Here is a 13,994-nt window from a genome sequence, read left to right on the forward strand (position 1 = left end):
TTCCGGGCCCGCCACCCTCGCACCCTGCCTGTCCGCCCAGCCGTCGTGAAAACGTCACTGTGACGTTTTCACGTGGTCTAGCGGGTCCCGCTGTGGACACCTATCTGCGTCGATATCATCGGCGCGGCAGTGACAACGCGATCCGGGAAGGTCGACCGTGACGCAACCACGGCTCCTGCGTTCCTGGGTGGTCTTCGCGATCACCACCGTCCCGTTCTATCTCTGGGGTGCACTCACCGACGGTGAATTCGACATCACCGGTGCGCGTCTGCCGGTCAGTGCGTTGATGTTCGTCTGCCCGGCACTTGCGGCCCTCGCCGCCGGCGGCGGGCGCGAGTCGGCCCGGCGGCGCATGTGCACGCTGCCGCGCGCGCTGTGGCTGATCGTCGCACTGTTTGTATCAGCTGCGCTGGTGCTGGTCGCATCCATCGTGGTCGCCGGTACCGGTCCGTCCGGCATCTCGGTCTCCCTCGTGGCGGTCGTCGGTGCGTATTTCGTTGCGGCGGTGTTCGAGGAACTCGGGTGGACGGTGGACGCTCCTGGCGGCGAGCGGGATCTGCTCGCCTGTCGCGTCCGCGGTGGCCGTCGGGGTCGCCGTGCTCGTCCTGACCTGTCTGCGGGTCGCGTCCCGCCGGGTCGAAGGTGCGGACTCCCCTCCTCCGCCTCGGACGATGAACCCAGAAACGTCACAGTGACGTATTAATCTCGCCTCCCGTGCATTATGACGCTCGCCGCAACCGCCGCAACTGCGCGGACAGATAATCCCGGGCACGGCGATGACCACCGACCCGGACGAGTTCGTCGGCGAGCTCCTCGAGCAGTCGTGACAGCAGCTCCTCGTCGGGTGACCAGCCCTCGCGCTGCCGGCACCGGTCGAGCCATTCGACCGGCGCGATGTGTCCGCGGTCGGCGTTGCAGCGTCGGCACGCGGCAACCTCGTTGGCGGTGATGCTCGGCCCGCCCTTCAGGCGCGGCACCAGATGATCGGTGGTCGGGGTGATCAGCCGCCCGAACTCCCGTCCACACCACAGGCACCGCCCATCCTGACGGTCCAGGGCGAGCGAGAGTCGGGTGACTCGGTCCATCCTCCGATCGTCGCCTATCGGCGCCGCCGTAGTCGCCGATGAGTCCGATCCGGTGTCCCGAAGACTGTTTCAGGGGCGTGCTTCGAGGACGAGGTTGAAGGGTGTTTCGGTGGCGCGGCGGAAGGTGCCGAATCCGGCTTCGGCCGCGACATCGGCGAGCCGTCGCTCCCCGGCCTGCGCGCCGAGCCCGAGCGCGACCGGCTGGTCGAGGGACGACGGGGTGCACAGCACCGTCGATGCGGCGTAGTACATCCGGCCGACCGGGTTGAGGTTCTCGGGCAGGCTGTCGCGGGCGAACGGTTCGACGAGCATCACCGCGCCGTCGTCGGCGAGCGCGCCGCGCGCGTACCGCAGTGCGCCGACGGGATCGCCCATGTCGTGCAGGCAGTCGAAGTAGCAGATCAGGTCGTAGTCGGATCCGGGGAAGTCGGTCGCGGAGGCGACGGTGAAGGTGGCGTTGTCGACGCCCTCCTCCGCGGCCAGTTCCGTCGCCCGCGCGATGGACGCGTCGTGGTAGTCGAAGCCGCGGATGGTGGACTGCGGGAACGCCTGCGCGAGCAGGGTCGTGGAGACACCGTGGCCGCAGCCGATGTCCGCGACGGTGGCGCCGGCGCGCAGTGTGTCGACGACCCCGTCGAGGGCGGGCAGCCACACGTCGACGAGGTTGGCGCGGTAGCCGGGGCGGAAGAACTGTTCGGTGCCGACGAACAGTTCGGGATCGTGTTCGTGCCAGCCGAAACCTTCGCCGTTGCGGATGCGTTCGGCGATGCGGCTGCGGTCCTTGTACACGGAGCCGATCAGGTGGAAGCCGCCGGCCAGGTAGACGGGGCTGTCCTCGCGGGCGAGGGTCATGGCGTGTTCCGGTGCCAGACTGAACGTTCCGGCGTCGGGATCGTAGGTGAGATAGCCGCTGGCGGTCTCGGCGGAGAGCCATTCGCGCAGATAGCGTTCGCGGATGCCGGTGCGGTCGGCGAGTTGTTCGCTGCTGACCGGGCCGGCTTCGTCGAGCGCGCGCCACAGTCCGAGTTCGGCGCCGATGAGCACCAGTGCGCCGTTCATGGCCGCACCCATGTCGACGACGAGTTGTCCGAGGGTCTGCTCGAGTCGTGCTTGGTCGGGTTCGTGCATCTCCGTGGTCATCACGCACCTCCTGGCGATGGGAGTACTCGCTCACGGTAGGTCGCGTGGCCGGTTCCGCGGCGACGGCTCGGGTTCGATCGGGTGTCGATCCGGGTGGCGGTGCGTAGCGGGAGGTCACGAACCGGGTGGTGGCGGGAGGATTCGGGGGTGCGTGGCGTGTTGCAGACAGCTACGCTTGTAGCAGACTGCAACATCAGGAGGCCGTCATGACGTCATCCACCGACAAGGTCACCCGCTTCGACGCCGAACTCGTCGACAGCGCCATCGCCGAGGGCGGCCGCCAGAACCGCACCGGACGCCAGCAACTCGAGTACTGGGCCCGCATCGGCCGCGCGATGACCGCCCACGAGACCGCCTCCCTGCACCGGGTGCACGAGGCGCTGGCCGGGACACGGGAGCTGAGCGAGCTCACCGCCGCCGAGGGACGGCTGTTCGACGCGGAGATCGATGCGCTCCTGGCGGACGGGCTGGCCCGCACCGACTACGCCGAGATTCTCGCCGCGCGTGGGGTCACCACGGTGGTGCTCGACGACGAAGGCCGGCTGGTCGAGCAGCGTCCCGACGGTAGTCGCCAGGTGCTCGACGACGCATGAGGCGTCTGGATCTGATCGTCGGTCCCAACGGTTCCGGCAAGTCGACGTTCGTCGAGTTGTCCCTCGCTCCCCTGCTGCCGCGCAGCGTGTTCGTCAATGCGGATGTGATCGCGCGGCAGCGCTGGCCCGACCGGGCGGAGGAGATGTCGTACGAGGCGGCGCAGCTCGCCGCGGCGGCGCGGGACCGGTTGCTGCGGCAGGGCCGGTCGTTCATTGCGGAGACGGTGTTCTCGCATCCGTCGAAGCTGGAGTTGATCGACCGCGCGCACGAGGTGGGGTTCACGGTGGTGCTGCACGTGATGCTGGTGCCCGAGGCGATGTCGGTGCTGCGTGTACAGCACCGGGTGGCCTCCGGTGGGCATGCGGTGCCCGAGGACAAGATCCGGGCGCGTTATCGGCGGTTGTGGCCGCTGGTGGCCGAAGCGATCGGCCGCGCCGATCAGGCGTCGGTGTACGACACGGCGTCCGGGACCCCGGTGGTGGTGGCGCGGTTCGCCGGCGGGGTGCCGGTGGGTGCGGTGCGCTGGCCGGGATGGGCGCCGGCGGCGCTCACCGGGCTCGGCTGAGAGATCCGGGCCCGGTGGGCGGATGCGTCGAGGTCAGTTCCGGCGGTCCCCGTTGCGTCCGGCGACCTGCAGGGGTCCCGGTAGTAATGGCGCAAAAAACAACGAGGTTCGCGTAGCGCCTGGTCGGCGGTGATTTCTCGGTTCGGGCTGCGGGCCGGGGTGGTTGGTGCTTGGCTTGGCTGCCGATGAGGTTGGTCGGCGTTTTGGAGGCTGGGGTTCGTGGCGACGCGGGTATTCGCGGACGAGGAGTTGCAGCGCCTGCGGGAGTTCCCGGAGATCAGTCGTGAGGAGTTGTTCCGGTACTTCACGCTGACCCCGGCGGATCTGGCGTTCGTTGCTCCGCAGGGCAGGGGCCCTGCGGTCCGTCTGGGCCTGGCGGTGGCGTTGTGCACCTTGCCGTGGCTGGGGTTCGTGCCGGACAAGGTGTCGTCGGCGCCGCCGGTGGCGGTGGCCCGGTTGGCGGATCAGCTGAATGTCGATGCGGTGCAGCTTCGTTCGTATGGCAAGCGGGCGCAGACGCGGACCGAGCATGTGCGGCTGGTGGCCCAGTATCTGGGGTGGCGGCCGGCCGGGTCGATGGAGTTGAAGGAGCTGGATGAGTTCCTTCTGGCGCGGGCGATGGAGCACGATTCGCCGACGCTGTTGTTCCGGCTGGCGTGTGAGTACCTGATCTCGGCGCGGGTGATCCGGCCGGGCCCGGACACGGTGGTCCGCCGGGTCGCGCATGCTCGCACGCAGGCGCAGCGGGAGACCTATGACCGGTTGGCGCGCGAGTTCACGCCGCAGCGGTGTAAGGAACTGGATGCGTTGCTGGTCGCCGACCCGTCTATCGGGATGTCGCGGTTGCGGTGGTTGTCGACCGGCCCGGTGGAGGCGTCGGCGACCGCGGTGAAGGCCGAGGTCGAGAAGCTGGTGTTCCTGCGCAACCTGGGCGCGGATGAGCTGGATATGTCGGTGCTGCCGGCGGAGCGGCGGCGGTTCCTGGCGACTGTGGGCCGACGCTTGACGGGCCAAGCCTTGGAACGCCGGGATCCGCAACGCCGCTACCCGATCCTGCTCACGGTGTTGGCTCAGTCGGCCACCGATGTGCTCGACGAGGTGGTGCAGCTGTTCGATCAGGCGATCTCGGCCAGGTTGAGCAAAGCCGAACGCCGGATGCGCGACGAGCTCGCCGAGCGCGGTAAGGCCGGAGAGGATCGGCAGGGGTTGCTCGACGACTTGCTGGCCATCATCACCGACACGCAGATCCCTGACGAGGAGATCGGCGGCCTGATCCGGGGCGATCGGATCGGATGGGAGCGGTTGCGGGCCGCGGTCGCGCAGGCCAAACCTCGGCTGCCGCGCGATCACGGGCACCTGGCCGCTCTGGACAGCTCGTACTCCTATCTGCGGCAGTTCACCCCGCAGGTGCTGTCGACAGTCCGGTTCGCCGGCGGCACCGCGGCGATCGAGCTGCTGATCGGGGTGCACATGCTGCGGGAGCTGAATGCGACCGGTACCCGCAAGGTGCCCGACGACGCGCCGACGGGGTTCGTGCCGACGAAGTGGCGCGGCTACCTCGACGAGGCCCGCAAAGCCGGCAACACCACCGCCTATCGGCACTACTGGGAGCTGTGCGTGCTGCTGGGGCTGCGGGACGGGTTGCGCAGCGGCGACGTGTTCGTGCCGGGGTCGCGCCGCTACGCCGACCCGGCCGCTTACCTGCTGACCCCGCAGGCGTGGGAGCCGCAGCGTGACGAGTTCTGCCGCCTGGTCGGCAAGTCCGCTGATCCGGCCCGCGCCCTGGCGACCGCCACCGACGAGCTGCACGACGCTATGAGCGAGTTGGAGAAGGTGCTCGCCGACGGCGACGGCCCGGTCCGTCTCGATGAGGCCGGTGACCTGGTGGTCTCGCCGCTGTCGGCAGAAGACGTTCCGGCCGAAGCGGTGGCGTTGAAGCAGGAGTTGACGGAGATGCTGCCGTTCGCGCCGATCGTGTCGCTGTTGATCGAGCTGGACAAACGCACCGGCTACCTGGACTGCTTCACCCACGCCGGCGGTAAGCAGTCCCGCACCCCGGAGTTGAAGCGCAACCTCATCGCGGTGCTGCTGGCCTACTCCACCAACCTGGGTCTCACCCGTATGGCGGAGGCCTCCGGCATCTCCTACGACATCCTGGCCTGGACTTCGGAGTGGTATGTGCGGGAGGAGACGCTGCGGGCGGCGAACCTGACGATCATCGACTACCACCAACGCCTGCCGCTGACCCCGATCTTCGGGGCCGGCACCCTGTCCTCCAGTGATGGGCAGCGGTTCCCGACCCGTGGCAAATCGGTCACTGCCAGAGCGTTGAGCCGCTATTTCGCGAACGAAGGACTGAGCACGTATACCCATGTCACCGATCAGCACGCCACCTACGGCACGAAGGTCATCGTCGCGACGAGACGTGAAGCTCACTACGTGCTGGACGAAATCCTCGGCAATGCAACGGATCTGCCGATCACCGAGCATGCGACCGACACGCACGGCGTCACCCTGGTGAACTTCGGGCTGTTCGACCTGCTCGGGTTGCAGCTCTCGCCCCGCATCCGGGACCTGGGCCGGATCACCCTGTACCGGGCGGCGCCGCGAGCCCAGGTCGAGTCCGCGTTCCCGCACGCGGGCCCGCTTTTGACCCGGCGGTGCAATCTCGATCTGATCGCCGAGCACTACGACGACCTGCTCCGGCTGGCCGGGTCGCTGAAGTTCGGGCACGCCACCGCGTCGCTGCTGGTCGGCAAGCTGTCGGCGTCGGGCCGGCAGAACGCCCTCGCGGCGGCGCTCAAGGAGTACGGGGCGCTGCGGCGCACGATCTACGCCGCCCGGTATCTGTCCGACCCGGGCTATCGACGCAAGATCTCCCGCCAGCTCAACAAGGGCGAATCCCTGCACGCGCTCCGCCGCGACCTGCTCTACGCGCATGAAGGAACCGTGCGCGCGAGGCACCTGGAGGGACAGACCGAACAGGCATGGTGCCTCACGTTGGCGACCAACGCCGTCATCGCCTGGACCACGGAGTATTACGGTCTGGCGACCGAACAGATGCGGCGGGCCGGGCGGCGCATCGATGACGAGGTGCTGGCGCACATTTCTCCGGCGCACAGCGAGAACATCAACTTCTTCGGCGCCATCGAGGTCGACATCGACGCCGAACTGGCCCAGCTCGGCCCCACCGGGTACCGGCCGCTGCGGGTCCGCGACACCCTCTTCTGACCGCCGGCTACCACCTTCCGGGAGAGGGTGCTGGGGCGTAGCTGGGCACATCGGTGGCCTGGGTTGGGTCAGCGACAGCGTGGTGGTTCGGTGGCGGTGAGGACGCGGTCGCTGATCGGGCGCAGCTGGGCGTAGGCGTCGGCGACGGGCAGCACGAGCCCGGTGGGGTGCCGGCTCTGCCAGTCGGCGGCCGCCACGGCGGTGGCGAAGTAGCGGCCGGGGTTGCAGGTGGTGGCGCGGACCCGGGTCGGGTCGAGTTCGTCGGGGCCGGGTACAGAGATGACCGCGGTGGCCGGGTCGAGGCCGCTGACCCCGGAGGCCGGGTCAACGGACAGTCGGATGGTGGTTCCGGTTGCGGCGCAGGTGGATTCGACGGTGGCGGGGCGACCGATGATGGCGGGGAACAGCAGGGTGTCGGCGGCGCACCAGGTGTAGAGCTGGTGGCCGTCGACGGTGAACCGGTGCGGGGTGGGATTGAGGGTCAGGCCCCAGCCGAGGATGCGGTGCCGGTCGTCGTATTCGATGTCCGCGGCGGCGGGCGCGTTCTCGACGTCGGCGACGCTGGCGCCGGCGGCGGTAGCGAGCTGTTCGATGGTGATCGGTTCACCGGCCGCGAGCAGCCGCATCGCGGTGCCCATCAGGTTCGTTCCCGTATTGGCGGTGGAGTCGAACAGTGTGTCGACGATGGTGGTGGCGAACGGGTTGGTCGTCATCGCTGGTGTCCCCTCGGAGCGTGTAGTCACGGGTGTGGGATCGAGTGTCGGGCTTGCCACCGCAGGGAAGGTCAAGCGCCGCAGCCGCATGTCCTCGGATCCGGCACCCACGGCGGGGCGGCGGCTCGGTCGTGGCTGGTCGCCCGGGTCAACGCGTCGTGGTGGTGGTGTTCGAACTCGTCGATGCGGCGGCGCTGCTCGTCGAGGTCGCGGATGCGGTCCTCGATCCGGGTCCGGGAGCGGGCCAGTAGTTCGGCCAGCTGCGGTCCGACCGGCCGGGCGCTGTCGTCGCAGGTGGCGGCGAGCTGACGGATTTCGGCCTCCGTGAGGCCGAGGCCGCGCAGGGTGGCGATGACCTCGACGCACCACAGCGCGTGTTCGTCGAAGAGCCGGTATCCGGCCCGGCTGCGGCCGAGGCTGTAGATCAGGCCCAGGTCGTGGTGGCGGCGTAGTACTTTCGCCGGCACTCCGGTGCGGCGGGCCAGGTCTCCGATGGTCATCACCGGTGTGTTCATGACGGCTCGATCCGGTCCTCAGCCCGCGCAGCAGGACAGCTTGGCGACATCGGCGGTGAAGGTTTGGGCGGTGAGTTTCAGCGCTTCGGCCATGGTCAGATACGGCGCCCAGGTGCGGGCGAGCTGGTCGACGGTCATGCCCGCGGTGATCGCGTACCCGGCGGCGGTGATCAGATCCCCGGCACCCTCGGCGACGGCGTGCACGCCTAGCACCCGCCCGGTCCCGGCCTCGGCGACGAGTTTGACCACACCACGGGTGTCCCGGTTGACCAGGGCACGCGGCACGTTCGCACCGGTGAGCAGCCGCGACTCGGTCCGTAATCCGGCTGCGGCGGCTTGGCTGTCGGTGTGGCCGACCGCGGCGATGGCCGGGCTGGTGAATGTCACCCGCGGCAGCGCCGTGTAGTCCAGGGTGCGGCCGGCGTGCCCGAGGGCGTTGCCGGCGGCGAGTGTGCCCTGCGCCGCCGCGACGTACACGAATTGGGGGCCGCCGGCCACGTCGCCCGCGGCCCAGATCCGCGGGTTGCTGCTGCGCTGGTGGGCGTCGACGACGACGGCGCCGCGGTCGTCGGTGCGTACCCCGACCGCCGCCAGATTCAATCCGGGGGTGTCGGGGCGGCGGCCGGTGGCGATGAGCAGCTGGGCGGCCCGCAGTTCGGTGTGGCCCCGTCGGCGGTGCGGACGGTGACGAGTTTCTCGCCGCCCTCGGCCAGTGCCTTGTCGAGGGTGGCGCCGGTGAGCACGGTGATGGCTTCGTCGGCGAACACCTGCGCGATGGCCCGGGAGATCTCGGGTTCCTCGAACGGCGCCAGCCGATCCAGGGCCTCGATCACCGTGACCCGGGTGCCGAGCCGGGCGAACAACTGTGCCTGTTCGAGACCGATGGCGTTGCCGCCCACCACGATCAGCGACCCCGGCAGGACGTCGAGCTCCATCGCGGTGGTCGAGGTCAGATACCCCGCCTCGGCGAGCCCGTCGGTCGGCGGCGCCCACGGCGCGGCGCCGGTCGCGATCAGGTACTGATCGGCGTCGATCACCCGCGGGCCATCGGCCCCCTGCTCGACCCGCAGCACCGGTGCGTCGGTGGTACCGGTGAAGACGGCGGTTCCCGAGACGATCTCCCAGCCGTAGTCGGCGGCCAGGTCGAGGTACTTCTCGCCGCGAAGCCGGTCGACCAGCGCGTTCTTGCCCGCGATCAGCTCGGCGAAGTCCACCGGTGCCCCGGTCGCCGCCAGCCCCGGGAACCGGTCGGCGCTCGCCGCGGTGTGCCGGGCCTCCGCGGCGGCCAGCAGCGCCTTCGACGGCACGCAGCCCACGTTCACGCAGGTGCCGCCGATCGCGGCGCGCTCGACCATCACCACCCGTTTGCCGAGGTTGACCGCGGCGATGGCGGCGGCGAACGCCGCCGAACCGGAACCGATGATCGCCAGATCGGCGCGCGGGGATGTCGTGGTCACGGCGGGTTCTCCTTGCTGGGGGACTCCGGTCACGGAACAGGTTGCTATTCGCGTTGACGAATATCTCCGGACATCATACTATGCGCTTATCCGAATAGTTCAACTTTCTTCTTGTGGAGGCGATCCCCTTGCCCCGGTCCACGACCGCCGCCGTCACCGCGCCCGGTGGCGAGACGGCCTGCACGCACCTGGATGCGACGGCGAAGTTCTTTCGCGCGCTGTCGGATCCGACGCGGTTGAAGCTGCTGGAGTTCATCTTGGCCGCCGAGCGCACCTCCGCGGAGTGTGTCGAGCATGCCGGGATCTCCCAGCCGCGGGTGTCGGTGCACCTGTCCTGCCTGGCCGACTGCGGTTATGTGACCGCGCGCCGTGACGGCAAGAAGCTGCGCTACTCCGTCGGCGACCCACGCGTCGCGGACCTGGTGATGCTGGCCCGCTCCCTCGCCGCCGACAACGCCGCCGCGCTGACCTGCTGCACCCGCATCGACACCGCTCGTGTGAACGGAGCAGGACATTGATGAACGTACGCAACAACTCCACGGGGATCGGCGGCCCGCTCGCGGTGGTGGGTGCCGCCGTGGCCATGATCGTGTGCTGCGCCGGACCGGCCTTGATCGCGGCCGGTGCGCTCACCGCCCTCGGCGGTGCGCTGCGCAGTTGGGGACCGATCGTGGCCGCCGCGGTGATGGTCCTCGCCGCCGTCGGCTACACCGCGCGCCGTCGTAAGCCGCCGCAGCGAGGGACAGTCCGCGGACTGCTGGGCACCCGCCGATCGCATCAGCCCAACGCGTCGACCGATCGGAGTTCCCAGCCGTGACCACGCCGATCACCCGACGCACGGTGAGCGCGGCGCTCGCCGCCCTGGCGGTCACGGTGCTGGCTGCCTGCGGCACCGACACCGCCTCGCCCCGCGCCGCCACCGACCCCGTCACGGTCACCGCGCTGTCCGGGGCGCCGGTGACCGTGCCCAGCGGCAAGCCGACGGCGATGTTCTTCTTTTCGGTCGGCTGCGGTGAATGCGTGGGCGGCGCGAAGTCGCTGTCGCAGGCTGCGCGACAACTCGGTGACACCGCCGCTTTCGTCCTGGTCGACATGGATCCGGCCGAACCTGCCCAGGTCGTCACCGACTTCCAGCAGCAAACCGGGACCGACACCGTGCCCGCGGTCATCGACACCGATGCGACCCTGACCAAGCGGTACTCCGTGGCCGCCCTGTCGACCCTGCTCGTCGTCGACCCCGGCGGTGCGGTCGCCTACCGGGCCGCCGACCCGTCCGCCGATCAGATCACCGCCGCGCTGGCGAAGGCCGGGGACCGGTGAACGGGCTGCTGGCCTTGGCGTTCACCGCGGGCATGCTCGCCCCGGTCAATCCGTGCGGTTTCGCGCTGCTGCCGGCCTGGATCACCCACACCCTCGGCGACACCGCCACCGAACCGCTCGGGGTACGCACGGCGCGGGCGCTGCGAACCGGCGTCGCTTTTACCCTCGGGTTCGCGGGCACCCTGGCCGTGGCGGGGCTGGCCATCAGCGCCGGTGCCCGCGCGCTGATCAGCGCCGCGCCGTGGCTCGGTCTGGTCGTCGGTGTCGCCCTGGTATTGCTCGGTGTCGTCATGTTCACCGGCCGCGTGCTCGGTCTGCGACTGCCCACCCGAGCGCTGCGCCCGGCCACCGGGCCGGGCGGCACAACCGGGATCGTCCTCGCCGGGATCGGCTACGCCGCGGCGTCGCTGTCGTGCACGTTCGGGGTGCTGCTGGCCGTCATCGCCCAGGCCCAGGCCACCGCGGGCTGGGGTGCGCTGCTCGCGGTGTTCGTCGCCTACACCCTCGGCGCCGCGACGATCCTGCTGCTGGTCAGCCTCGCCGCCGCGGCCGCCGGTACCGCGCTCACCCACCATCTCGCCGCCCTCGCCCGGCACGGCACCCGCATCACCGCGACCGTGCTCATCCTCACCGGCGCCTACCTGGCCTGGTACTGGCTGCCCGCCGTCACCGGCGACACCACCGGCACCAACGGATTCGCGGCCCTGTCCACCACCGCCAGCACCTGGCTGCAGAACCACACACCACTGATGGCGACGATCGCGGCACTGACCGTGCTCACCGCCGCCGTCACCGTCCTCGCTCACCGCATGATCCGGCGCCGCGTTACCGATGCCGCACCCGTCGACTGCTGCACCCCGACGACCGTCATCGAGGAAGGGCGCCCGCAATGACCGAACGCTACGACACCCTCGTGCTCGGCGGCGGAATGTCCGGGCTGCCACTGGCGCTGCGCGCCGCCCGCCACGGCCGGGTCGCCTTCGTCGAGAAGGAACTGCTCGGCGGGACCTGCCTGAACCGGGGCTGCATCCCCACCGAGACGATGATCGCCTCCGCCGCCGTCGCCCATCAGGCCCGCCGCGCCGCCGAGTTCGGCGTCCGCGTCGGCGGTCCGGTCACCGTCGACCTGGCCGCCGTGGTGGAGCGTAAGAACACCCTCGTCGATTCCATCCGGGCCGGATCGTATCGGGCCGTCGAAAAATCCGCCGACCTCGACTTCTACCACGCCGCAGGACAATTCACCGGTAACCGGCGCCTCACCGTCGACGGCACCACCCTGACCGCGGACCGGATCATCCTCGCGACCGGCACCCGCACCACCCTCCCGGCCATCGACGGCTTGGATGCCGTGCCCTACTACACCTCCCGCACGCTGCTCGACCTCACCGAACTACCCGCCCACCTGCTCGTCGTCGGCGGCGGCTACGTCGGCTGCGAATTCGCGCAGATGTTCCGGCGATTCGGCGCCGAGGTCACCATCGTCCAGCGCGCCGACCGGCTGCTGCCCGGGGAAGACCCCGACATCAGCGCCGCCGTCGCCGACGGCATGACTGCCGACGGCATCACTGTCGCGACCGCCACCACCTGTACTCACGCCGCCGGGACGGCCGGCAACATCCGGATCGGCTGCACCGGCACCGAGACCGCCGAGATCACCGGCAGCCACCTGCTGCTCGCCACCGGGCGCACCCCCAACACCGACGCCCTGGGCCTGGAACACCTCGACCTGCAACCCGACCCGCACGGCTTCCTCACCGTCGGCGACACCCTGAACACCTCCGCCGACAACGTGTGGGCGATCGGCGACCTGCGGGGCGGGCCGATGTTCACCCACACCGCCCGCGACGACGCCGACATCGTCTACCGCACCGTCTACCGCGACCAGGACCGCACCACCACCGGACGTGTCGTGCCGCACGCGGTGTTCACCGACCCCGAAGTCGGAGCCGTCGGCCTGACCGAACCCGCCGCCCGCGCAGCCGGCTACGACGTGATCATCGGCCGCCAGAACTTCACCGGCGTTGCCAAAGCACGCGCCATCGGCAACACCCGCGGCCTGGTCAAATTCGTCGCCGACGCCGCCACCGACCGGATCCTCGGCTGCCACATCGCCGGACCCGACGGCGGCGACCTCGTCCACGAAGCCGTCATCGCCATGACCTGCGGCGCCACCTACGGCCAACTCGCCGCCGCCATCCACATCCACCCCACCCTCGCCGAAGCCGTCAACGCCGCCGCCGGCGGCGTCCACCGACCCGCCGCCGACTGATCCCACAGATAACACCCTGTTATCTGTGGCACCATGAAACCCGGCCTGCGACGACTCCGCTCCGGCGGTGCGCGAAGCGGCCCTGTTATCTGTGGCAAGCAGGCCAGGGAGGTCACAATGTTGTCGTCCGGGATCACCGTCCGCGCCGCCGGCGACGGCTTCCTCGACTCGATCCGCTCCCCGAACACCCGCCGCTCCTACGCCATCGCCGTCGATAAGACCACCGCCAGGCTCGGCGAGGCCCGGCCGCTGGCCAATGTCGCCGACGACGAGATCGGCGAAACCCTGGAAACTTTGTGGGGCGAGGCGGCGGTCAACACCTGGAACGCCCGCCGCGCCGCGGTCGCGTCTTGGCTGGCGTGGTGCCGCGAGCACGGACACCTCGCCCCGGCGGTCCCCGCGTGGGTGAAACGCTCCACCCCGCCGGACTCGGCCACCCCGGTGCGCTCGCGCACCGCGATCGACCGGCTCATCACCCGCCGCGACATCGACCTGCGGGATAAGACGCTGTGGCGGATGCTCTACGAAACATGCGCCCGCACCGAGGAACTGCTCCAGGTCAACATCGAAGACCTCGACCTGGCCGGGCGGTGCTGCCCGGTGAAGTCCAAGGGCGCCAAGCCCCGCACCCGCCGCCGCGGCGCCGCCCATCACGAGTACGCGCACGAGCTCGTGTACTGGGACGCGGGTACCGCCCGGCTCCTGCCACGCCTCACCAAGGGCCGCACCCGCGGACCGCTGTTCGTCACCCACCGCCGACCCGGACCCCGCAAAGCCGTCGCCGACCGCGACATCTGCCCCGACACCGGCCTGGCCAGGTTGTCCTACGGCCAGGCCCGCGCCCTGCTCGATGCCGCCACCGCCACCAACGGACCCGGCACCGGCTGGGACCTGCACGAACTCCGGCATTCTGGCCTGACGCATCTCGGCGAGGCCGGAGCCAGCCTGCTCGAGCTAATGGCCAAGTCCCGCCACCGCAAACCCGACAACCTGCGCCGCTACTTCAAACCCTCACCGGCGGCCATGCGCGGCATCACCAGCCTCCTCGGTCCCGACCGCGGCCACCGATAGCGGCCACCAACAACGACTCGTCCGTCTACCCGGA

14 protein-coding genes and 1 pseudogene are annotated in these 13,994 nt (G+C 70.0%); 10 read left to right on the forward strand and 5 right to left on the reverse strand.

The window, feature by feature from the left end:
• Positions 1–157 precede the first annotated feature (157 nt).
• Positions 158–703 (forward strand): hypothetical protein, encoded by a 546-nt coding sequence (locus A5767_RS05195; RefSeq protein WP_156665127.1) that lies wholly within the window; start codon positions 158–160, stop codon positions 701–703.
• Positions 704–719: 16 nt separating this feature from the next.
• Here A5767_RS05195 and A5767_RS05200 read toward each other — a convergent pair whose 3' ends face one another.
• Both A5767_RS05200 and A5767_RS05205 read right to left on the reverse strand, forming a co-directional pair.
• Positions 720–1,085: an HNH endonuclease gene (locus A5767_RS05200; RefSeq protein ID WP_024101068.1), complete on the reverse strand. Its 366-nt coding sequence runs from the start codon at positions 1,083–1,085 to the stop codon at positions 720–722.
• Positions 1,086–1,154: 69 nt separating this feature from the next.
• On the reverse strand, positions 1,155–2,225 hold the full coding sequence (locus A5767_RS05205; protein WP_019289578.1) for a class I SAM-dependent methyltransferase: 1,071 nt from the start codon (positions 2,223–2,225) through the stop codon (positions 1,155–1,157).
• Positions 2,226–2,431: 206 nt separating this feature from the next.
• On the opposite strand from A5767_RS05205, the gene A5767_RS05210 reads away from it, so the two are divergent.
• The 3 genes from A5767_RS05210 to A5767_RS05220 all read left to right on the forward strand — a co-directional run bounded on the left by A5767_RS05210 (position 2,432) and on the right by A5767_RS05220 (position 6,615).
• Positions 2,432–2,818: a TA system antitoxin ParD family protein gene (locus A5767_RS05210; protein WP_019289577.1), complete on the forward strand. Its 387-nt coding sequence runs from the start codon at positions 2,432–2,434 to the stop codon at positions 2,816–2,818.
• Entirely contained in the window at positions 2,815–3,384 is a 570-nt protein-coding gene (locus A5767_RS05215) for a zeta toxin family protein (RefSeq protein WP_019289576.1), read from the forward strand. The genes A5767_RS05210 and A5767_RS05215 overlap by 4 nt, the downstream gene beginning before the upstream one ends.
• A 219-nt stretch (positions 3,385–3,603) precedes the next feature.
• On the forward strand, positions 3,604–6,615 hold the full coding sequence (locus A5767_RS05220) for a Tn3 family transposase (protein WP_017682184.1): 3,012 nt from the start codon (positions 3,604–3,606) through the stop codon (positions 6,613–6,615).
• A gap of 68 nt (positions 6,616–6,683) precedes the next feature.
• Here the strand turns inward: A5767_RS05220 and merB are convergent, their stop codons facing one another.
• The 3 genes and pseudogenes from merB to merA all read right to left on the reverse strand — a co-directional run bounded on the left by merB (position 6,684) and on the right by merA (position 9,300).
• Entirely contained in the window at positions 6,684–7,328 is a 645-nt protein-coding gene (gene merB / locus A5767_RS05225) for an organomercurial lyase MerB (protein ID WP_010596911.1), read from the reverse strand.
• Positions 7,329–7,399: 71 nt separating this feature from the next.
• Positions 7,400–7,843, reverse strand: a complete 444-nt coding sequence (locus A5767_RS05230) for a MerR family transcriptional regulator (RefSeq protein ID WP_010596912.1) — start codon at positions 7,841–7,843, stop codon at positions 7,400–7,402.
• 18 nt (positions 7,844–7,861) lie between these two features.
• Positions 7,862–9,300 (reverse strand): annotated as a pseudogene (gene merA / locus A5767_RS05235) (mercury(II) reductase).
• A 128-nt stretch (positions 9,301–9,428) separates the two neighbouring features.
• Here merA and A5767_RS05240 point away from each other — a divergent pair.
• From A5767_RS05240 to A5767_RS05265, 6 genes are all read left to right on the forward strand, one after another.
• Complete coding sequence (locus tag A5767_RS05240; protein WP_026138108.1) at positions 9,429–9,818, forward strand: ArsR/SmtB family transcription factor; 390 nt, start codon at positions 9,429–9,431, stop codon at positions 9,816–9,818.
• Complete coding sequence (locus A5767_RS05245) at positions 9,818–10,117, forward strand: hypothetical protein (protein ID WP_010596915.1); 300 nt, start codon at positions 9,818–9,820, stop codon at positions 10,115–10,117. The genes A5767_RS05240 and A5767_RS05245 overlap by 1 nt, the downstream gene beginning before the upstream one ends.
• Positions 10,114–10,620, forward strand: a complete 507-nt coding sequence (locus A5767_RS05250) for a TlpA family protein disulfide reductase (protein WP_010596916.1) — start codon at positions 10,114–10,116, stop codon at positions 10,618–10,620. Before A5767_RS05245 ends, A5767_RS05250 begins: the two co-directional genes overlap by 4 nt.
• Positions 10,617–11,513: a cytochrome c biogenesis CcdA family protein gene (locus tag A5767_RS05255; protein ID WP_010596917.1), complete on the forward strand. Its 897-nt coding sequence runs from the start codon at positions 10,617–10,619 to the stop codon at positions 11,511–11,513. The genes A5767_RS05250 and A5767_RS05255 overlap by 4 nt, the downstream gene beginning before the upstream one ends.
• The gene (locus A5767_RS05260) at positions 11,510–12,889 is read left to right on the forward strand and encodes a dihydrolipoyl dehydrogenase family protein (protein ID WP_064851845.1); all 1,380 of its coding nucleotides are present in this window, start codon (positions 11,510–11,512) and stop codon (positions 12,887–12,889) included. The genes A5767_RS05255 and A5767_RS05260 overlap by 4 nt, the downstream gene beginning before the upstream one ends.
• A gap of 117 nt (positions 12,890–13,006) precedes the next feature.
• Positions 13,007–13,960, forward strand: a complete 954-nt coding sequence (locus tag A5767_RS05265) for a tyrosine-type recombinase/integrase (protein ID WP_017682183.1) — start codon at positions 13,007–13,009, stop codon at positions 13,958–13,960.
• Positions 13,961–13,994 lie beyond the last annotated feature (34 nt).

Source organism: Rhodococcus sp. 852002-51564_SCH6189132-a (assembly GCF_001665495.1).
Taxonomy (GTDB): domain Bacteria; phylum Actinomycetota; class Actinomycetes; order Mycobacteriales; family Mycobacteriaceae; genus Rhodococcus; species Rhodococcus pyridinivorans.

Coding starts and splice junctions, on each gene's coding strand:
- A5767_RS05200 (WP_024101068.1), bottom strand. CDS start 1,085: ATGGACCGAGTCACCCGACTCTCGCTCGCCCTGGACCGTCAGGATGGG.
- A5767_RS05205 (WP_019289578.1), bottom strand. CDS start 2,225: ATGACCACGGAGATGCACGAACCCGACCAAGCACGACTCGAGCAGACC.
- A5767_RS05210 (WP_019289577.1), top strand. CDS start 2,432: ATGACGTCATCCACCGACAAGGTCACCCGCTTCGACGCCGAACTCGTC.
- A5767_RS05215 (WP_019289576.1), top strand. CDS start 2,815: ATGAGGCGTCTGGATCTGATCGTCGGTCCCAACGGTTCCGGCAAGTCG.
- merB (WP_010596911.1), bottom strand. CDS start 7,328: ATGACGACCAACCCGTTCGCCACCACCATCGTCGACACACTGTTCGAC.
- A5767_RS05230 (WP_010596912.1), bottom strand. CDS start 7,843: ATGAACACACCGGTGATGACCATCGGAGACCTGGCCCGCCGCACCGGA.
- A5767_RS05245 (WP_010596915.1), top strand. CDS start 9,818: ATGAACGTACGCAACAACTCCACGGGGATCGGCGGCCCGCTCGCGGTG.
- A5767_RS05260 (WP_064851845.1), top strand. CDS start 11,510: ATGACCGAACGCTACGACACCCTCGTGCTCGGCGGCGGAATGTCCGGG.
- A5767_RS05265 (WP_017682183.1), top strand. CDS start 13,007: ATGTTGTCGTCCGGGATCACCGTCCGCGCCGCCGGCGACGGCTTCCTC.